This window comes from Cupriavidus sp. 05L411 (assembly GCF_056398045.1).
Genome location: NZ_JBFTOQ010000018.1, coordinates 75,658 through 95,077 on the forward strand (window position 1 = coordinate 75,658; position 19,420 = coordinate 95,077).

The following is a 19,420-nucleotide window of genomic DNA, read 5'->3' on the forward strand; positions in this document are numbered from 1 at the left end:
TTGGGGGACGGCGGGTCAATATCGGCTCGATTCATCCCGGCGAGCCGTACGATGCCACGCCACAGGCGAGAGCAGCAGCACCGCCAGAAGGAACGCCACCTGCGAAAGATAGAACGGCTCGAGCCATTGCCGATTCAATGCGACGTAAAACGTATTGTGGACGACGTCGAGGATGATGATTGCCGCGGTGAGAGCAATGCCCACCCTTGGTTTGACGAAAAGAAGCAGTGCCGCCAAAGGATCGACAAACGTCAGCGCGCCCCAGAACACCCGGCTGGCCCAGTACGCGCCATTCTCATAGCCGTAGTCCCAGAGAAAGCCATGTTGAAAATCTGCCCGCACGTGATTGGCTGTCGCGATCAAAAGACAGCAGGCAAATAGAAGACGGATGGAGAATGAAACGCTTGGCATGGCTTGATCTGTCTGCTTGGTCGTCTATCTAGCGTTTGCCTGTGGCGATCGGCGGCGCTTCGCAAGCCTGCGCCGTGAGCTCCGATGTATCCGCGCACTGCCGCCACAACGCCTCCGGCATCGCCGCCACCAGCACTAGGTCCTGCCCCGGCGCATAGTTCCAGAACACCCGGCCCGGACGCGCGCGCGCGGTTTCCCAGATCTTGCGCTTCTGTTGCGCGGTGAGGCGGATGTCGCTGCCCCGCCCGCTGTTGCCAGCGGCGAGCACCTCGCGCTGCCCGGCGCTGAACGCCATCATGTCGCCCGCGGCCTCGTCGCCGGGCAGCAGCAGGATCTTCCATGGGTAATGCCAGGACTCCACCGATGGAACACGCCAGTCCGGGCCGTTCAGTACCATGGTGTATTGCGCGGGATTGCTCGCGGCATAGCTTGAGCCCCGCCCCTCCTGGGCACCCAGGCTTTCGGGCAAGCGATAGGGCAGGCCTGCGTTCATCGACGAGTAGCCCTCGCTCGGGCTTTCCTTGACATACAGGTGCTGTGGCTTGCCTTGCACGTCGAAGGTGCGCACCTGCACACGTCGCCCATGGGCATCGCGCTGGATCATGCGCAGCAGGTGGCCATCGGCATCATGCACATAGCGCAGCGCGGCCGTCTCGCCGGAGCCGGACTCGCACGCCCCTTCACCCGACGAGGCAAGCCAGCCCGCCTTGTCGTAGCGTAGGCAATGCTGGCCGGACAGCGGCGGCGGCGCGTCGTCATCGCTGTCATACGTGTCGAACCCAGCCAAGCGTGCCGCGCCGTCGTAGCGCAGGACGAGCGTGCGCTCCAGCTTGTAGTCTTCAGGCCCGGCCGCACGCGCATCGTTGGCGCGATTGCCCGGCTGGCCGTGCCGCCGCTCCGATGCGTAGCGAAGGCTCTGCGCCGGACTCAGCAGCGCCTCGCGCCTTTGTTCGAACGCTTCGGTGAAGCGGTACTGCTCCACGCGGCACAGGCGGCGCGCGCTGTCGCCCGCATCATCGAAGTACAGCACGGTTGGGCCCACGCGCTGGTCCGTGGGCAGGCCGTAGACCGACCAGTCGACCTGCTCAGCCCATAGCAAAGCCCGCGCGCGGCCGGCAATGGAGATGCGCAACGGCGTGTCCAGGTTGTCCGACTTGACGCGCGCGCCATCCAGGCCCAGCAGCGTGCCCGCTTCGTCCAGCGGAAAGTCCACCACAACCCGCGTCATCGCAGCCGAGGCGCTGGCCGCCGGATCGCACACGGCGTGAGCGACCGGCGAGACGGAAAGCGCGAGCAGCAGTGCCAGCGTTTGCGCTGGACTAGGCCTATTGAAATTGCGTGGCATGGAGGTAGGACACCAGGTTCCAGAACTCGGCGCTGACGCCGCCCAGGCGCAACGCGCCGCTCTTGTCATCCATCAGCAGGAAGGGATAGGCACGCCGCTCAAACCTGCCTGCCGGTGGCAGGCGATAGGGCTCGAAGCGCTTGGGGTCGCTGAAGTAGCGCTCCGTGGTGTCACCACCGCCGCCGTTGATGTGCATATACCAGACGCTAAGGTTGTGCGCGCCGATCGTCGCTTCGTTCTCCGGATAGATGCCGCCGTCACCCGCCGGCACCGCGTCGCGCAGCAGGTCGAAGAAGATGCGCCCCGCACCCACCACCGCGAAGCCGCTGCCCGCGCTAATGTCGCTCTGTTCCGCCAGAGCCTTCAATAGCGGCACGGCACGCGATTCCGGCACGACTGACTTTGCGAAAACCTGCTCGATCTGCGCCTCAGTGATCTGCGCGTCCGCCCTGCGCCGCTGCTGCAGCGTGGCGAAGTCGGTTTCGAATTGCTGCTGCCATGCGCGATAACGCTGCGCTTGCGCCGCGCGGTCGAACTGCTGAGCGAATGCGGACGTCGTGAACAGAAGAGCGAGCATCCAGAAGGCCAGCGCCCGGATGCCTGCGCTCTTGCCAGGTCGTGTTCTCATGATGTCGACGGCGAAGTGGTTCTTCTGTTGCGCGGCGCGGCGCAGGGTGGTCAGGCGTCTTTGCAAGGCGGTGGGCATTCAGGTGGGATTCGGTGTAAGCACTTCAAAGGTGACGAGGCAATTGGATCAGCGACAGCCCGGCGCATTGGTTCATCCGCGCGTCAACCCGTTCTTCGATGGATGGCGCGCCGCGCGAAAAGCGTTGCCAGCATGCCGATCAGATAACCACTGCCGGTGGCCACGCTGATGAACAAAACCAGAAGGCCCGAGTACGGTCGCCCCCAGATTGTCGCAGCGGCAAATGCCGCGATTGCCATGCTGGCCGGCAAAACCACGCGCCATATTACCGCGCGCAGCCGCATGCTCCCGACGGCTGCGGAAATGCCCCCCACAAGCAGGCCGAGGCCAAACGCGATGTCTTCGATGTCTACTCTCCATTGAGTGTGTGGATGATGCGTTCGCGGCAGCGCCACTGTCGCGCGGCCAGGCTGCCTCGCACCTGCGCGCGCGAAGGCGCGTGAGAAGGAGTACGCCGGCCCCGGGCCACGCAAATGTTCGTCAAGCGGCAACCGTTACGCAGTGCTACAGATTGATCTGCGCCTCCGTAATCACCTCTGCAACCAGCACCTTTCCGGGGCCATCCAGGAAATACTCCACCTCGGCCGGCTCGCGCAGTTTCATATAGGTGGATTCGCCGATCTGCATGGTATGCCCGGCCGCCAGCTCCGCGCCGCTTTCCATCATATAGCCCATGATGTTGTTGAAGATGTCGGCATACCGCTGGCCTTCTTCGTGCCCGCTGGCAAGCACAGCAAAGTCGGGGAGTCCGAACAGGTCGCCGCCATAGGTGCGCATCCACACGCCCTGTACATCCTGCACTTCATACTTGACGAACCCGCAGTAAAGGGCATTGAGCGGCAGGCTGCGCAGCAATTCCAGGCTCTCGCTGCCAAGACTGTCTGGCGCCAGGATACCGGCGGGCAGTGAGGTGCGTGCGTGTTCGTTCAACACCGCCAGCGCACCGAAGCCCGCCAGGGCGCCGGCTACGGCGGCGAGCGCTACGTACTGCTCCAGCGGATTGTCGTCAAAGCCAGCGTAGTACAGGATGATGTGGCTGGTGTGCGCACGTACCTCGTCCTTGACCTGCGCCGGGTAGGCCGCAGGCGCTACGCAGGCTTCGAGCGAGTCCTGCGGATAAGGGGCATCGAAACCGATCAGCCGCACCACGTGCTTGCCCCAGCCGATGAGCCCGAACAACTCCTGCATGTCTGGCGCAATCTCGGCGCGGGCCTTGCTCATGGAGGGATGAAAGGCGCGCAAGGCGGTCGTCAACGCAGCCGCCTGCATCGTGAGCGGTCCGCGGAACAGCACCTGCAGGCTGAGCGGATTCTCGATAGCGGCGTTGGCGGTCAGGGCGGTGGCATCGGCAGATTCGTCGGCGCGTCCGAAGTAGCGGGAGAAGATGTTCATCTGTTGTACGGGCGGAGTGAGGTAAGCGCGATATCCACGCATCGCGCCGCCAGTTTACAGGCCGCAATCACAGTTGTCGCCTTCCCGCATCAAGATCGGAGTTCGCCTGGCCAGCGCCAGGAAGCTCGGCTCGCTCGCTCACCGCAACGATGTCGGCTCCCGTTGCGTGAGAACGCGGTCGATCAGCCCCCATTCCAGCGCTTGCTCCGATGTCATGTAGCGGTCTCTGTCAAGGGTGCGCTCGACCTCCTCGTAGGTGCGCCCGCAATGTTCGGCATAAAGCCGGGTGACACGATGCTTGGTCCGCTGCATCTCCTCGGCATGAATGAGGAAATCCGACGCCTGCCCTTGAAACCCGCCCAGCGGCGGCCGGAAAAGAATCGATGCGCAACTCGCCTTCGAGCACGATGAACGTTTCGTCGGTGTCAGCATGACGGTGCCACAGGAAATCGCCTTCGACCTTCACGACGTCGAACTGATAGTCATTCATTTCAACGACGACGCGTGATTGCCAGTGACCGTCGATCTGCGCGAGCTTGCCGGTCAGGTCGATGGTCTGGCATTGGCCGCGCTCGGCCGGCACGGCAGTGTGGTTCGGGGATTGGGACATCGTTCTCTCCGCTCAAGGGTTGATACCTCGACGATACGCATGTTAATTGCTGCCGTATTGAACGATCGTGGGTGTTCTCTGCCACGCTTGACGCCACCCGCGATCTGGAGCCAGCGCCCCGGCGTCAGCCCGAATGTCCTCGCGAAATGTCGCGTCATGTGGCTCTGATCAGCAAAACCCGCGGCCGCAGCGGCGTGCGCGAGCGAGGTGCCGCCGAGCAGCATGCGGCGCACCGCATCGAGGCGCCGAATGCCAGAATCGAAGCCTTCGCCAACCTATCTTCGTCGTTGAAGGATGGTGCCAAAGACGCACTTACGATCCCGGACGATGGACCGAAACAAAAAACTCGGACGGTGGAAGCCCGAAGTGCTTTTTGAAGGCGACGGCATAGGCACTATGACTTTCATACCCGCTGTTTAACGCGACCTGCGTAATGGGCGCACCTTCGAGGAGAAGGGTCATGGAGGACATCAGTCGCATCTGCTGGCGCCACCGTCCAAATGTCAGTCCCGTGCTTTTCTGAAAGCGACGATGGAATGTCTTGGTGCTCATGGCCAGTGTCGCAGCCCAATCGTCTGCCATCGCAGGATGGGCGGGATCGCTAACCAGCATGTCGCACACCCGCTGAATTTGCGCATCGGACGGCCAGGGCAGATGAAATGGCAGGGGGCGCTGTAAGCCCAATTCCTCCATGAACAATTCTCCCAGAAGTTTCTCGCGTTTTGAATGAGTGGATTTGAGATCCAGGAACGTCAATGCGCCGATCAGCTCCCGCAACAAGGTGGAGACATGGAGAACGCTGTCCTCCGCCGGCAGGTGCTTCGCCGAATCTTCGTGGATAAAGATGCCATGGACCTCTACAGGCACCGGTATGACCAGGCGATGGGGTATGCCAGGCCGCAACCAGACTGCAGCCGTGGAGGGGACCAGCCAGCGGCCCGTGGCAGCCTCGATCAGCAGGACACCTTCGGCGGCATAAAGCAGATGTCCCCGGCGGTGTGAATGCTCTGGCACGACATGGCCCGCCGGGTATCGGGTTACCACGCCCGTAACGGGCAAATCGGAAGACTCGTGATCGTTGAGGTCGAGTGCCTGGGCACCTCCTGGCGGAGAAGCAAATCCCATTTCGAGCTGAATGTCCATTTTGATAAAGAATATGTCCATTGTTCTGTAGATGGACATCATGGTCAAGCCTATATTCCCATCAGGAGATCATGTTTACGACAAGCTCATGTGCGCTTTCCTGCTTCTTTCGCGACTGCTACTACGTCTGACACCCGGTCGGGGTCTGGACGCATTCACCTGCGTCATGACCCATCCTGATTCCCCCTGACCCCGACCTCGGCCAGCTTCCTCCAAGCAGGGGAATCAGGCGTTCTTGATTCCCTATTCGAGGTTTTTATGTTGGCAAATCCTTCCTCAAAGTATCGTGCGTTTCCGGTCATCGACATGCCGGATCGGCAGTGGCCATCGCGCACATTGACCCAGGCCCCCATCTGGCTTTCAACCGATCTGCGAGACGGTAATCAGGCTCTGTTCGAGCCGATGAATCGCGAGCGCAAGCTGCGCTTGCTCAACGAATTGGTACGCATCGGTTTCAAGGAAATCGAGGTGGGATTCCCCGCTGCGTCCAAAACCGATTTCGAGGTCGTGCGTCATTTGATCAACGCCAGTCTCATACCGGACGACGTGACCCCGATGGTCATGACGCAATTGCGCGAAGACCTGATCGAGGAAACCGTACGCAGCGTTCAAGGCGCGCGCCGGGTGATCGTGCATTTCTACAATGCCATCGCTCCGGCCTGGCGCGAAATCGTCTTCGGCATGAGCGTGCCGCAGATCGTCGAGATGGTTGAGCACCATATCGCGTTGTTCGGAAAGCTGATCGCGCAACATCCGCAAACGGAATGGGTGCTCCAGTATTCTCCCGAGACCTTCTGCATGGCGGAATTGGATGTGTCGCTCGCCGTGTGCAATGCCGCCATCCGGGCATGGGATGCCGGACCGCAACGGCCCATGATCGTCAATCTCCCCACGACGGTCGAAGTTTCCACGCCCAATGTCTTTGCAGATCAGATCGAATGGATGCACCGCAGGTTGGAGCGGCGTGAGCATATCGTGCTGTCTGTGCATCCGCATAACGACCGCGGGACAGGTATCGCTTGCGCGGAGCAGGCGATGCTGGCGGGCGCGCAGCGGGTCGAGGGCTGCCTGTTCGGCAATGGCGAGCGCAGCGGCAACCTGGATGTCGTGACGCTGGCACTGAACCTGTACACGCAGGGCATCGCACCGGGACTGGATTTTTCCGACATTGCCGCGGTCGCGCGCATTGCCGAGGAATGCACCGCCTTGCCTATTCATCCGCGTCATCCCTACGTCGGCGATCTGGTGTTTACCGCTTTTTCCGGTTCGCATCAGGATGCCATTGCCAAAGGTTTTGCCGCGCAAGACCCCAACGGAATCTGGCGAGTTCCTTATCTGCCGCTTGATCCGCACGACCTGGGACGCACCTACGACAGCATCGTACGTGTCAACAGCCAGTCGGGCAAAGGCGGCATTGCGTTTCTCCTGCAACGCGATTACGGCGTGGTGATACCGCGCCGCATGCAGATCGAATTCAGCGCCATCGTTCAGGAACTGGCCGATGCCAGCGAAACCGAGCTGACCAGCGAGCAGATCTGGGCCGTCTTCGAGAAAACCTATCTTGTCCATGGCGATGACAAAGTAGGTCATGCCTATCGACATCATCGTCTGTTCGATACGCCGGAGGGCCAGGGCATTGAACTGGAACTGGGGTCACCGGACGGAACTGTGCTTACGCGCCAAGGCGTGGGCAATGGCCCCATCGCGGCAACGGTCGCAGCCCTTGGCCTGCCATTGCGGATCGACAGCTACGAGGAGCGCAGCCTCAGCACGGGTGCGGATGCATTGGCAATGGCGATCGTAGAAATGGTATGGCCTGGTGTGCCGGGTTCCCGCTTCGGCGTGGGAAAGCATCCGAACATCATTACCGCGTCGGTGCTTGCGGTACTGAGTGCTACCGCGAGATTTTCCAAAGCGGTTGAAGCAGGGGTGCATTCTTGATCGAGTGAGTCCTTTAGCACGCAGACTGTCGTTACCCACTGCAGCATGGCCGGCGTAATACTCGGCCATACTGCGGTTCGCAGGAGGCACCGTATGCTGAAGAGAAGCAAATGATCTGTATGAGGAGGAGTGCTTGGCGGCGAACCTGCTGTTTCATGGCTGTTGCTGAAGAGCTCCACTTTGCACGCGGCGGAGCGACTGCATATCGAGCAGTCGCCGCTGCCTCGGGCCGTCAAGGAACTGGAAGAAGAGTTTGGCGTGCTGCTGTTTGCGCGTACCTCGCGTAGCACCCGACTGCCCCGCGCAGGACGCATGTTCATGGAGAATGCCCCGCGCGTCTTCACGACCTTGCAGCAGGCCCGCGATAGCGTCAAGAAAGCGGCCAGCGGTTTCTAAGGCCAGTTGCGTATTGCCTTGTCCGACGGCTTCACACCGTCGCGCTTTTCCGCTCTGTTGGCACGATGCCGACAAGACGGGCCGGGCATCGAAATCCGTCTGTCCGAAGTGCGTCTGTCGCAGCAGATCAAGGGGCTGCCGGACGACACCTGCGACCTGCGGGAACCCTCCCGACGAGCGAAAGCGCATCCGACAGGAACGAGCGAGTCCATTGCCAGAAGCCTTCGAGATCGTGCCACCGCTCGCAAGGGTCAGATAACGCTAGTCAAGAGACGACATCGATCTCCTGCGCCACATACACGGAACAGAATTAACCACCCGCTTCCGCATCCGTGTGTGCGCAGGCAAACATACCGCATCCGCTGGCAGCACAATCATGGACCGCATCGCAGGCCACGTTGCTTGGTGGAGGAGGTGCATGACGATGGTCCGCGCTTTCGTTTCGGAGTGGCAAACCAAGGCGCTCTGCTGGATCCGCGTACCTCGGTCACGTCATCTGCACGATTTTCCGTCGCCGCCGCCGCCAATGTTCTCCAACGAACGGAACTGACCAATACCGTCAGGCTTCTGCCGGCGTGAGCGTTTCAACGGAGGGACATGACATGGATACCAAAGTCAGTGCGCACGATGGCGCGAATTCCGCGTCGGTGGTCGATGGCGACTTCCCTGCTGCCGGCGCTCCGCAACCTTTGCAGGCAAGACAGCATCGCTACCTACAGGCGCTGATCGAGGCCGGACTGCTGATCCCTGGCGGGGTTGACGGCGTTTACGGTCGCAGCGCCGAGTTCGAGGCCATTGTGGACGGACTGAATATTGCCTTCACCGCGCTCGGCGTCGATCAGCACGCGGAGGTGATGCGCTTTCCCCCGGGGATGTCCCGCAATCACTTCGAGAAGAGCGAGTACTTGAAGAGTTTCCCGCAGTTGGCCGGCACTGTGCATAGCTTCTACGGCAACGATCGCGATCATCATCGCCTGCTGGCGCGCTTGGAGGACAGCGAGGAATGGGCCGACGAACAACGCCCAACGCGCGTGGTACTGACGCCGGCGGCATGCTATCCGATCTACCCGGTGATCGCGCGGCGCGGCGTCATGCCGCCAGAAGGGTGCGTGGTTGACGCGATGTCCTATTGCTTTCGCCACGAACCTTCGCTAGACCCGATGCGCATGCAAATGTTCCGCCAGCGCGAGTACGTCCGTCTGGGCAATGCCGACCAAGTGATCGCGTTTCGTCAGCTCTGGATAGACCGTGGCCGGCAGTTCGCGGCACTGCTCGAATTGCCGCACGAGGTGCGGTTGGCCAACGATCCCTTCTTCGGTCGCTGTGGCAAGATCGTGGCCGACAGCCAACGCGAGCTCAAGCTCAAGTTCGAGCTACTTGTGCCGATCCACGACGGCGCGCCGCCCAGTGCGTGCATGAGCTTTAACTATCACATGAACCACTTTGCCCAGGTGTGGGCGCTGCGCACTGCCGACGGCGCACCGGCCCATACCGGCTGCGCCGGGTTCGGCCTCGAACGCATGGTGCTAGCGTTGCTGCGTCACCATGGCTTCGATCTGGCGCACTGGCCGAAGGGGGTGCGGGCCACGCTCGGCGGAATGTGAAGTCGGCCGAGCGCCGCTCCCCTTCTCGTCGCGCGACGTATATTTAGATTGCGGTGCCGCCCCGCCATCTGCTGCGTATATGTGCAGCAAGGGGCACAGCACGAACCGAGAGGCCAGACGTATGCGCGTGCAGGAAAACTCTAGGGAAAATCATCTCTTGTCCGTTCTGCCCGATGTGGAATGGGCTCGCCTAGCTCCGCTACTGGTGGCGATAGACATGCCGCTAGGCCATGTTATTTACGAGTCAGGGGATCGCCTCGATCACGTGTATTTCCCGACCACGTCAATCATTTCTCTGCTCTACGTCATGGAGGATGGCTCGTCGGCCGAGATTGCGATTGTCGGTAATGAAGGCCTCGTGGGCGTTGCCCTTTTCATGGGAGGGGAAACCACACCGAGCCGTGCGATCGTGCAAAGCGCAGGCCGTGCCTATAAACTGAGCGGCGCCGCCATGAAGCAGGAATTCAATCGAGGTGGGCCAATGCAGCGACTGCTGCTCCGCTATACGCAGTCACTGATCACCCAAATGGCACAGACCGCTGTCTGCAATCGGCATCATTCAATCGACCAGCAACTTTGCCGCTGGCTGTTGCTGAGCATGGATCGCTTGCCGTCCAACGAACTGCGCATGACACAGGAGTTAATTGCGAACATGCTGGGAGTACGAAGGTCCGGAGTGACAGAGGCTGCGCTGAAACTGCAGAGTGCCGGCCTGATTCGCTATCACCATGGGCATATCGAGGTACTCGACCGGCTGGGGCTGGAGGAGCGCGTGTGCGAATGCTACGCCGTCGTGAAGCAAGAATGCGATCGGCTACTGCCCGACTTGCGAGCGATTTGAGCTCAGGCCGGCACGTGTTAACCCCTACGGATCCCGATAGCAAGAATGCGACTCGCTGATTTTATTCTGCACGACATGGAGGCCATCCTGGCGCAGTGGGAAGCGTTTGCGGGTACGCAATTGCCGGCTTCTGCGAGTATGGCCCCGCCGGCATTGCGCGACCACGCCGAGGCGATTCTGCTGGCGGTTGCGAAGGACTTGTCTACATTCCAGACCAAGATAGCCCAGGCAGAAAAATCGAGGGGCTTGGCCCTGCAATTGATCGACGCTCCGGAAACCGCTGCCCAGACGCATGCCCATCTTCGTTTGCGAAGCGGCTTCGACATCAACCAACTCGCCGCTGAGTACCGCGCTCTGCGTGCAAGCGTTCTTCGTCTATGGATAGACGATTGTCAGCTTGACTTGCTTGATCTCGATGACATGATCCGGTTCAATGAGGCAATCGATCAGGCTCTGGCCGAATCGATCGGTCTTTTCACCGCGCAAGTGGACCAGGCTCGAAACCTGTTTCTGGGAATGCTCGGCCACGACATGCGAAGCCCCCTCCATATCATCCAGTTAACGGCGGCTTATCTCGCGAGTGTGGAAGCTGGGGAGAATGTATCCGGTGCCGCTCAGCGGCTGGTCAAGAGCGGTGCGCGCCTGAAGGCGCTCCTGGACGATCTACTTGATTTCAATCGAACCACGCTGGGCCTCCGAATCAATCTCGGCTCGGACAAAGTCGACTTGGCGAATTTGTTTGCCGAAGAATTAGCTCTGTTACGCGCTGCGCATCCTGGCCACGGGATCAATCTTGAGGTGGCGGGCGACACGCAGGGTGTTTGGGATGGACGACGTCTGCAGCAGCTGCTTGGCAATCTTGTGGTGAATGCAATCAAGTACGGAGCACCGGACGAGCCTGTACGAGTAGTTGTGGCCGGCGATGAGAGGGAAGTTCGTTTCGAGGTCAGGAATAGCGGGCAAGCCATCGAGCAATCGACCCTAGCTCAGCTCTTTGACCCGCTAAAGCGGGCCCCCGAACATGAAAGCAGCCACGCCGCCGATGGCAGCCTAGGATTAGGCCTGTACATCGCGCGGGAGATTGCCCGAGCTCATGGTGGCGAGATAACAGCACGGTCCGATCAGGAAGAAACGGTGTTTGCTGTCCGCTTGCCTCGTAGCGAGTAACGCTAATGGGTGCATTGCACACAGCTGGACTATCACCTCAACCCGATTTCTGTTCCGGCCGAGGAGCGTTGGTCTTTGACCATCGGATGGCCGATTACGGGGCGGAGCCGACGCCTGAATGTCCGATCGACGACGTATTTGACCGGCGTTTTCTGGCCGGGATCTTCTTCAGGTGATCCTTAAGTTATCGGCGTCCGCATGCTAGGGTCCCCAACAGTGCAAGTGACCGGACAAAGGACTCGCCGCGTCGTTATGCGCGCGCGTACGAAGCCTCCCGCCGCTTAGCGGATCCGAGCGATCGCGTTGAGGACGGCACCGCCCCGGGCCGTGATGCAGGGACGTGGGCGCCCGGAATCGATCCTCTCCAGGGTGACAAGCTGATGTTCGAGGAGCGCGTCAAGATCCGCGCGATCCAACTCAGGTTCATCAGAGGCGTCCTTGATTAGCATGAGGGTTGCCACTTCATGAGGACTCAGCATCCTTGTCTCCGATGTTTTATACGTTCGGTCTGCTGGGGAGCTTCAATTACCGGCGCCGCGCCAGGCGCTTGGCCCGTGCGGTTGGCGACCTCTTTGAAAGGTCGAGCACTGGGTCGCCAACCCAGCGCCGGGAAAAGTTCATTCAATACCGCCCGGTGCAAATTATCAAGGCGTGATATGAATTTTTTTCCCACCGCCATCACCAGATTAACGTCCACTCGTGCACAGCCCCCGGGGGGATCGCTCTACGTCCCCCAAACCGTCCTACGCCTTGGTCATGCTGCGGACTAGAACAATCCGCGGCCGCCGCAAGTCATGCAGCGTCAGATCGTGCCTGGTCATCTGCACGCAGAGCCAGTTGATTGCCGCTGCGCTCTTGATCTCAAGAAAAAGAGGAAAGGTGTCGGGATTTGGTAAAGAACTACAGATCTCGGGGCGGCTTGTTTCGCCATTGGCAGCCTAGTCTGGAATGGCAGTCGGCGAGTATGGCAAAAACTGCACCAACTTGGCAAGCAAACCTCATCAACCTCATCGGGCCATCATTCGGGCTGTTCTTGGCTATGTACAAGCGAATCCAGACACTCGGACCAAGTGGTGCCAGTTTTGGGGGCCAGATACTTGGGGTCGCCACGACAGCCCGTGATCGGCACGAGAGTGCGAACCAAGCCGCCCGCCAGCGGCGTACCTCACGCGCCGGCGGGTGGCCGTCTCGTCAGCGCACGCAGCCGCGCGTTGTCGCCATTCTCCCACCAGCCGATCGTAAGCTGGCTCCAGCCGCAATAGACGCCATAGGCCCATGCTTGATATTGCTGCGCTTCGCGGTCGTCGGCTGTCTGTTGGCCCATCAGCCAGCGAATCTCTTTTTCGGCTGCGGCCGTCACCTCTGCATACGACCAAGTGGGAGTGAATGTGGTCATGGTCTTTTCCCATGAGGCCCCATAGATGCCTGCCAGCTGGAGTGCCTTCTTGTCCCCATTTGAGATTTCGCGGCCCGGCAACATCCGGTCCTGATTCCCTAGTTATAGGCCTAGATATGTCTGCAACCGCGTGCTCCACCAGAGTCGCTCTGGTTCAGCAAGAATCAGCTCCCTCGGGCACCTGCAGGTAGCGTTGCTGGCGACCCACCCAGTGCTCGCGAGGGGACGGCCGACGAAGAAGGCTGTAGTAGGCAGTCGCGTCCTCGGCAGGGAGCGACGGCTCGGGCGCTCACGCTAGGCCCGCGAAATAGATGCGCACGGCACGTTTCGCTTCGCGTTAAAAAGCGGGGTTTCAGTCGTGGCCCTCTCCCTCTGGCCCAGAACTTGCGCTCACTACAGGGAAGTGGGACGTAGCCCTCCAAGCAAGGTAGATCCCGTGCATACAATTCTCGTGGTCGACGACGAACCGGGCGTGACCGAAGGGTTGGCCTGCGCGCTCGAGCAGGAGGGCTATGCTGTCGAACAGGCAGTGGACGGGCTCAGTGCCTTCGCGGCTGCGCAGCGCGTTCATCCGAGCGTGGTGGTGACCGACTGGGTCATGCCGCATGCCGATGGCGCGATGCTTTGCAAATTGCTGCTACGCGAGCCAGGCCTTAGCGCCACCCCAATTGTGATCTCGACCAGTTGCAAGCTACAACCTGTGATCGCTAATCCGACCGTCCGCTACTGCCCGAAACCCTGCCTGCCCAACGATGTGGTGCGGGCCGTTCATGACCTCCTCGGCGACAAGGCCCTCCCATGTGTATGACGCGCCGCAGTCTTGAAATTCTTACCCGCACTTACTCTTCGGAATTCCCTGGCCTTGCCGGCTTCAGCCACGAAACCTCATAACAATTGTTGGGACACGAGGGGCGAGAACCTAACACTAACAGAAGGGAGGAGAGTTCCTGACAAGCTGCCAAGGGGCAGCCTTACGCAATTCGGAAGCGGGGCCATGGCGATCGCAAGGGTGACCTCATGGAACGTCACTAACCTCATTGTCTTGGTGAGACGAACATAAATTACGAAGAGCGCGATACTTAGGGAACGTACAAAAACCGCCTTGGTCGAGGGCCCGGAAAAAAATGCGATTGATCACCTTGTCCCTGCTGCTCTGCATCCCATGGTCGGCGGCTGATGCAGCCGGGGTTCCTACCGCGCCCGCCGAGACCAGGGTGCACCCCACCGCATGCCAGTTCTTCATCGATATCATCCGCGAGAGTTTGCTGTCGGAGCTGGAAGTGGCGTGCGTGTCCACGTCATCCCAGTGTGAGGACAAAAACGTCGTGGTGAGATCGATACTAAATTACATCGAGGCCCAACGGCTACACAACGAAGACGAGTGCAATACCGCGCTTGAAGTGCTTGAGCGCCTGCGGGCATTACCTTCGCAAGACCACTGACTTCAAAATAGGGCTTCTAGAATGCACGTAGCTTGGTGGCGCGAATGTCTGCCAACGCACCAACGCACCAACGCACCTAGCGAAAACCCATCTCGACCAGTTTTTGTTCTGCCTATACTGACAGCACGGTCTTTCCCTCAGGGCCGTCTATGATTGGTCCTACTGGACCCAAGCACCGCGTGTCGCTCCCGTCCACGGTGCTTTTTTGTGCGACGGCTACCCATCGAAGGCCTCGTGGCACCCAGCCGCAATAATGGTAAAGGCCCACCGCGTGCCGGGGCCGTCCACTATCGCGATTTCATCCGCTCCCCATCTGCAGGACCTCATCCTCGTAGGCTCAATGGCAATGCATGCGGGCACCTCTCTGAGGGTCTTGATAGCTTCTGCCGCAGGCCAAGGCTAGACCCCGGAAGCCGCATGAGCGGATGCCCGCTGAGCGCATCGCTTCTGCGCAATCCGCCGTACAGACCCAATAGTGGCCAGAACTTGCGGGAAAATTGATCCGGGGCCAGACCATGGCGAAGTTGGCCACGGGGGGGGGGGAATGACCGACTCGCTGGACGCAAGGCACCCATCACTGACGGCGATTCCGGTATCGGCCGCGCGGCGGCGATCGCGTTGGCGCGCGAAGGAGCAGACGTCGCCCTCAGCTACGTTTTCGCCGAAGAGCCCGACACCACGGAGGTCATGGGGTTGATCCAGCAGGCAGGGGGTAAGCCAGTCGCCTGCCCGGCGATATCCGGGACGAGGCATTCTGCCATTCGCTCGTGGAGTCTGCGATGCGCGGCGTGGGAGGCTGGATATTCTGGTCAATAACGCCAGCCGGCAACACAATGCCGACTCTATCCTTGATATCTCAACGTAGCAATTCGACTGGATCTTCAAGACGAATGAAGGAACACTGGATCCGCACGCAATTGCGTGTACCGGGCTTAGTGAGCGCAATCTCGATCTCCGCAAGGCCTTGAGAACGGGACCGCTACGGCGTGGATCGGATTGTCGTGGGACGCGATGGGACAATCAACTTCGTGTGACAAAGCGCGGCAGCCGTCAGATCACTAGGCACCCAGATAGACAGGAAGCTTGCCAGCTGCGCGCAAGCCGCGTCGCGTCAGCTAGAGCGGTTGGGTGTTGCCCCCCGCCCGACGGACTGTGGACTCGCCAGGCCACCTGGTAGGCGCTTCTTTACATCGACTAGCCAAGGGGAAATCTTGGACCTATCGTCGCTCGTCGCGAAGCGGCCTCGAAATGCAGAGATGCACGTATGCCGCCCAATCGTGAATGCTGAACGCTGCGCGTAGCACGTGGGAAGCAGACGGGTGATCACCGGCGGACTTGCGCGCCGAGACATTCGCGAACAGCGGTAACCTTCTAAATTCCCAATTCACTGCCTCGATCCCACGTCTGAAACTGAAGTTGGAAGTCGGAGCGGACGAAACGTTGCTGGGTGCGCTCGAGGCCGCGGGCGCCAATCCTCTGTTCAATTGCCGAAATGGCGAATGCGGACTTTGCGCTGTGGAAGTGTTCAACATTGATGACGCAATCGAACATTGCGACGTGTTTTTTCATAGACCACGAGAAGGCTATTGCCAACCAACTGTGCGCCGGTGTATCCCGCATCTCCGGTCGAGAAGTCTCGATCGAACTGCCGTAAAGCACAGGTAGTCTTCCGTCGCAAGGGCCGTGAACACGGCCAGCCTCATCCCGATCCGCATGCCGCAGGGCCGCCCTCGCCGACGGCATGTGGCTCGCATCATCCCTGCACTCACAAGAGCCGCCAGAACAATACCCACGGTTCGCCCCCATCTGGCAAGGCAATGGCGGCCAGTTGAGGCACCGGCATCCTGACGCCCCTACACTGCGCTGCGACTGTGCTGTCGGAACTCGATCGGCGAGATCGACATCCGTTTTCGAAATATCTTGGCCAACCGGTCGCCGTTGCTCAAGCCACTGCGGCGCGCAATCTTGTCGACCGGCAAATCGGTTTCAGCCAGCAGGCGGCTCGCCATTTCGAGTCTTATCCGCAGCAGGTAATCGGAGGGAAGAATCCCAATCGCTAACTTGAAGCAGCGCAGGAAGTGGCGCTCGCTCATTGCGGCGATCTGGGCAGCATCGGCAACAGAGATCGAGCGTTCGCAATTCTCGTGCAACCAGCGCGCCGCCTCGCGCATCTTGTCGCCTACGCTGAGGAACCCGTTTCGCCTCGGGACCAGGTCCGGGCTCCAGGTCGGAGTCAAGTGTTCAGCTACGCCGCGCGCGACGTCATGCCCCAGATCATTCTTGATGATCGCCAGCGCGCTCTTCAACGACTTGCCATAGCTAGTGGGTTCGCCGGGTGAAGACATCGCGCGAGTACCGGGGCGCTGCGGCGCTTCATCATTTGGGAGAATGCCCGCGGCGGCCAGCACGGCATGGCCGTCGGCGCTTTCCGTGAGGGCGGAGGTCTTGGGGTAGACTGCGCCCAGCCAGCAATGCAGGCGCTCGTCGCCAGCGGCGTTGTGCGCCTTCACCCCGCCGGCGACGAAGATGACATCGAAGCCGATGTCGTGGCGGGCCTCCAGTTCATCGGTCCAAACCAGGACGGACGCAGAGCAGGCGATGTTGCCGCCGTGTGATGACAGGAAGCGAACGTCGTAGAAGCAGTCATCGCCTGGGTCTGATCGCGATATCTTGTTGGCAGCATGAAAGATCTCCGCGACCATTCCTGCCCCGAGCAGCGAGAACCCATCGAACACCAGAATTCCAATTCGCCGCGCACTGCGCCTGCCATGGGGGTCGGACGCTTGCCGAGAATCTGTGTTTTCGTCTTCTGGGCGGACATAGGGCATGTACCCTCCAATGTTACTGTTGTGCGATCGCAGTGCGTCCAACTAGTGCGCAGCGCGGCACGGAAAGATGTTGAAGACGTAACCGAAGCACATCGCTGGTCAGCGACTCCTGCTGATTGCGTCAAGAACTTCGCGACCGCGGCTGGTCAGGGATGGGCGGACCCGGCCCTCTGATAGAAGCTCCAACCGGACGAATTTCCGGTCAACCAAGGCATCCAGATCGATGGGGTTCAGTTCAAGGTAGTCCTGAGTGCTATCGACATGCATCAATGCGGCGATTTCATGAGGACTCAACATCGTCGTCTCCTGCCAGAGGGCTGAGTTTGTGTGGGGTACGCGCCGTGGGATGGTGTCTTCACGCGCACGGCTATCGGCGTTTCTTCGCGCCTCTCAGGTTTCGCCGGCAATCGCTTCCTTGTCGGATTTGCTCTGCTCAAACGACTTGAAGAGCGTCTTGGCGGCACCATGATCATCCATCAGAGCGCCTGGCGCTGGCCTACAGGGATCTTCGACTTGTCCATGTTGTTGCCTCGGTCTTGGAAGCGCCGGACTGCAGAATGCGGGTAAGCGCCCGCCAACAGCCGCACAATCCATGCCACTTCGCGCCGCTGGCGTCAGCGAAGTCCGCCACTCAATTCCCAGGCGGGCCCTTTCCAGCCGCCCGGCGTAAATGATTCGCAGGCGCATGACCGTTGGTAAGGAAAGTCGGGCAGGATGGCCGGATTTTTGTAAAAAATGCCGCACCGCGGCATTGGTCCCTATCTGGAATGGCTCGATGGCCCCTGGTGTCGCACCCTCGTTGCCCTGCGCCGCTTGGGGCGCGCTGGCCTGCAACGTCAGTGCGGCGCCGGGTGAACGAGGCCGTGGACCGGGCACTCGGACAGGCCCTGAGACATTTGACTGGCTCGAAGCGCCTACCGCCTTCAGCGCGCGCTTCGAGCTGCCGGACCGCATTGAGTATGCGGCGGCCACGCTTTGCCGGGGGCACAAAAAAAGGCCGGCCTGCTGGACCAGCCTTTCGCCGGGAAAGAAACCGCTTACTGGGTCACCAACTCAAGGCCGGCTTGCGACTCGTCGTCGCCGCGGGCGACCAGCACCTTGATCTTGTTCGGTACTGTTGCACCGATGCCGTCGACTGGGATCGTGGTGATGAGCCAGTCTGCGTTGTTGGCCAGCGTCAGCGCACCCGAGTCAAAGATCACGGTCTTGGTGCCGGCCGTGGTGATACGCAGGCGATAGGTGCCGCCATTCAGGTCGATCGAATCGCTGCCCGATGCTGGTACCGCTGACTTGTATGCGACTGCTGCAAACGTAGGCGTTGCCGCCGCCAGGTCAGCTGCCGGGACGGTCAGGTAAATGTCGACATTCTGTGCATTGAACGAGGCGTTCAGGCTGCGAATGCGAGCCTTGTCGGAGAACAGGCCCTTCTCAAACGGGTCGTCGATCTGCAGTACATCCGCCGTGGTAGCACCAGGTAGGGCCACTACTGTGTATTTATGGCCGGTGTGCGTGTTCACCGTGGTCCTCCCGAGTTCAGTTGCCGTGTTGGCAACATTGAACGAGAACGTCTGGTTGCCCTCGTCAACGTTGAAGTACTTTGAAACAAATTTGTAGGGCTCGTTCAGCAAGTTAGTCTTGGTGCCGTTCTGCAGCACATCCACGTTAGGGCCGCCGGTAATAGCATGGATCACGCGCACGGTCGGCTCACTGACGCCGATGCGGGCACCGATGCTGTCATCCCCGCCGCCGCATCCCGAGAGGACGGCAGTTACGGCTAGCGCTAGGCCAAGGATAAATCGGGTCTTGGATCGGAGCATGTGTCACCTCTATGCGTTGGGACTTTGGAGCACTGGCGCGCACGGCAGCGGCATGCTGCGGGGCCAAAGTGAAAATGTGGCGACGCATGCTTGCAAGTCCTGCAATTGCGTATCACCAATGAAGCAACGATAGGTATTAACCACAGGCGCAGGCAGGTGCCCCGCTCCGAATTCAATGTCGGACGATTCCGACAGAAGTCGGGAGTGAGACGCTGGTGCTGGCCTTCTAGCGCGCAGCGCGGGAAGGGAGTCCAAGGCGAGCGGGCGCGGCGTCCTCAGATGTGGCGTAGCACCCGCGACTAGAGGGCGAGCTGAACGTGTACGGCGGGTGTCCCGAGGCTCTCTAATGTGTGTAGGCAGGCGGGTCAAGACAACTTTGCG

General features: G+C 60.5%; 20 protein-coding genes and 3 pseudogenes. 9 read left to right on the forward strand and 14 right to left on the reverse strand.

Going from position 1 to position 19,420, the window contains the following annotated elements:
- Positions 1-15: 15 nt before the first annotated feature.
- The 9 genes and pseudogenes from AC1DQR_RS21645 to AC1DQR_RS21685 form a co-directional block, all read right to left on the reverse strand.
- On the reverse strand, positions 16-411 hold the full coding sequence (locus tag AC1DQR_RS21645; protein ID WP_416051805.1) for a hypothetical protein: 396 nt from the start codon (positions 409-411) through the stop codon (positions 16-18).
- A gap of 28 nt (positions 412-439) precedes the next feature.
- Complete coding sequence (locus AC1DQR_RS21650) at positions 440-1,756, reverse strand: hypothetical protein (RefSeq protein ID WP_416051804.1); 1,317 nt, start codon at positions 1,754-1,756, stop codon at positions 440-442.
- On the reverse strand, positions 1,737-2,462 hold the full coding sequence (locus tag AC1DQR_RS21655) for a hypothetical protein (RefSeq protein ID WP_477133767.1): 726 nt from the start codon (positions 2,460-2,462) through the stop codon (positions 1,737-1,739). Before AC1DQR_RS21655 ends, AC1DQR_RS21650 begins: the two co-directional genes overlap by 20 nt.
- A gap of 83 nt (positions 2,463-2,545) precedes the next feature.
- Positions 2,546-2,746: a hypothetical protein gene (locus tag AC1DQR_RS21660; protein ID WP_416051802.1), complete on the reverse strand. Its 201-nt coding sequence runs from the start codon at positions 2,744-2,746 to the stop codon at positions 2,546-2,548.
- A gap of 220 nt (positions 2,747-2,966) precedes the next feature.
- The gene (locus AC1DQR_RS21665; protein ID WP_416051801.1) at positions 2,967-3,854 is read right to left on the reverse strand and encodes a DUF4261 domain-containing protein; all 888 of its coding nucleotides are present in this window, start codon (positions 3,852-3,854) and stop codon (positions 2,967-2,969) included.
- A gap of 138 nt (positions 3,855-3,992) precedes the next feature.
- The gene (locus AC1DQR_RS21670) at positions 3,993-4,286 is read right to left on the reverse strand and encodes an ATP-dependent Clp protease proteolytic subunit (protein WP_477133768.1); all 294 of its coding nucleotides are present in this window, start codon (positions 4,284-4,286) and stop codon (positions 3,993-3,995) included.
- Positions 4,195-4,464: pseudogene (locus AC1DQR_RS21675) on the reverse strand (cupin domain-containing protein); the annotation flags it as partial. The gene AC1DQR_RS21670 and the pseudogene AC1DQR_RS21675, both read right to left, overlap by 92 nt.
- Entirely contained in the window at positions 4,398-4,715 is a 318-nt protein-coding gene (locus tag AC1DQR_RS21680; RefSeq protein ID WP_416053370.1) for a helix-turn-helix domain-containing protein, read from the reverse strand. The pseudogene AC1DQR_RS21675 and the gene AC1DQR_RS21680, both read right to left, overlap by 67 nt.
- A 61-nt stretch (positions 4,716-4,776) precedes the next feature.
- The gene (locus AC1DQR_RS21685; protein WP_477133769.1) at positions 4,777-5,649 is read right to left on the reverse strand and encodes an AraC family transcriptional regulator; all 873 of its coding nucleotides are present in this window, start codon (positions 5,647-5,649) and stop codon (positions 4,777-4,779) included.
- A gap of 216 nt (positions 5,650-5,865) precedes the next feature.
- On the opposite strand from AC1DQR_RS21685, the gene AC1DQR_RS21690 reads away from it, so the two are divergent.
- The 5 genes and pseudogenes from AC1DQR_RS21690 (at position 5,866) to AC1DQR_RS21710 (ending at position 11,556) form a co-directional block, all read left to right on the forward strand.
- A complete protein-coding gene (locus tag AC1DQR_RS21690; protein ID WP_477133770.1) occupies positions 5,866-7,548 on the forward strand; it encodes a 2-isopropylmalate synthase in 1,683 nt (560 codons plus the stop codon).
- A gap of 119 nt (positions 7,549-7,667) precedes the next feature.
- Positions 7,668-8,103 (forward strand): annotated as a pseudogene (locus tag AC1DQR_RS21695) (LysR family transcriptional regulator); the annotation flags it as partial.
- A 443-nt stretch (positions 8,104-8,546) separates the two neighbouring features.
- A complete protein-coding gene (locus AC1DQR_RS21700; RefSeq protein ID WP_477133771.1) occupies positions 8,547-9,548 on the forward strand; it encodes an amino acid--[acyl-carrier-protein] ligase in 1,002 nt (333 codons plus the stop codon).
- A 121-nt stretch (positions 9,549-9,669) separates the two neighbouring features.
- Positions 9,670-10,389, forward strand: coding sequence for a Crp/Fnr family transcriptional regulator (locus AC1DQR_RS21705; protein ID WP_477133772.1), 720 nt, complete (start codon positions 9,670-9,672; stop codon positions 10,387-10,389).
- A 45-nt stretch (positions 10,390-10,434) separates the two neighbouring features.
- Complete coding sequence (locus AC1DQR_RS21710) at positions 10,435-11,556, forward strand: sensor histidine kinase (RefSeq protein WP_477133773.1); 1,122 nt, start codon at positions 10,435-10,437, stop codon at positions 11,554-11,556.
- A gap of 281 nt (positions 11,557-11,837) precedes the next feature.
- Here AC1DQR_RS21710 and AC1DQR_RS21715 read toward each other — a convergent pair whose 3' ends face one another.
- Positions 11,838-12,035, reverse strand: coding sequence for a hypothetical protein (locus AC1DQR_RS21715; protein WP_416051795.1), 198 nt, complete (start codon positions 12,033-12,035; stop codon positions 11,838-11,840).
- A gap of 686 nt (positions 12,036-12,721) precedes the next feature.
- Positions 12,722-12,952, reverse strand: a complete 231-nt coding sequence (locus AC1DQR_RS21720) for a hypothetical protein (RefSeq protein ID WP_416051794.1) — start codon at positions 12,950-12,952, stop codon at positions 12,722-12,724.
- A gap of 451 nt (positions 12,953-13,403) precedes the next feature.
- Here AC1DQR_RS21720 and AC1DQR_RS21725 point away from each other — a divergent pair, with 451 nt between their 5' ends.
- The 4 genes and pseudogenes from AC1DQR_RS21725 to AC1DQR_RS21740 all read left to right on the forward strand — a co-directional run bounded on the left by AC1DQR_RS21725 (position 13,404) and on the right by AC1DQR_RS21740 (position 16,059).
- Positions 13,404-13,760 carry a response regulator gene (locus AC1DQR_RS21725; protein ID WP_416051793.1) on the forward strand — a complete coding sequence of 119 codons (357 nt, stop codon included), beginning with the start codon at positions 13,404-13,406 and terminating at the stop codon, positions 13,758-13,760.
- A 316-nt stretch (positions 13,761-14,076) separates the two neighbouring features.
- Positions 14,077-14,394: a hypothetical protein gene (locus AC1DQR_RS21730; protein WP_477133774.1), complete on the forward strand. Its 318-nt coding sequence runs from the start codon at positions 14,077-14,079 to the stop codon at positions 14,392-14,394.
- A gap of 476 nt (positions 14,395-14,870) precedes the next feature.
- Positions 14,871-15,256: pseudogene (locus AC1DQR_RS21735) on the forward strand (SDR family oxidoreductase); the annotation flags it as partial.
- A 554-nt stretch (positions 15,257-15,810) separates the two neighbouring features.
- Complete coding sequence (locus AC1DQR_RS21740) at positions 15,811-16,059, forward strand: 2Fe-2S iron-sulfur cluster-binding protein (protein ID WP_477133775.1); 249 nt, start codon at positions 15,811-15,813, stop codon at positions 16,057-16,059.
- A gap of 188 nt (positions 16,060-16,247) precedes the next feature.
- Here AC1DQR_RS21740 and AC1DQR_RS21745 read toward each other — a convergent pair whose 3' ends face one another.
- The 3 genes from AC1DQR_RS21745 to AC1DQR_RS21755 all read right to left on the reverse strand — a co-directional run bounded on the left by AC1DQR_RS21745 (position 16,248) and on the right by AC1DQR_RS21755 (position 19,039).
- Positions 16,248-17,222, reverse strand: coding sequence for a GlxA family transcriptional regulator (locus tag AC1DQR_RS21745; protein WP_416051790.1), 975 nt, complete (start codon positions 17,220-17,222; stop codon positions 16,248-16,250).
- Between the two features lie 99 nt (positions 17,223-17,321).
- The gene (locus AC1DQR_RS21750; RefSeq protein WP_416051789.1) at positions 17,322-17,519 is read right to left on the reverse strand and encodes a hypothetical protein; all 198 of its coding nucleotides are present in this window, start codon (positions 17,517-17,519) and stop codon (positions 17,322-17,324) included.
- A 740-nt stretch (positions 17,520-18,259) separates the two neighbouring features.
- Positions 18,260-19,039 (reverse strand): DUF4397 domain-containing protein, encoded by a 780-nt coding sequence (locus AC1DQR_RS21755; RefSeq protein WP_416051788.1) that lies wholly within the window; start codon positions 19,037-19,039, stop codon positions 18,260-18,262.
- Positions 19,040-19,420 lie beyond the last annotated feature (381 nt).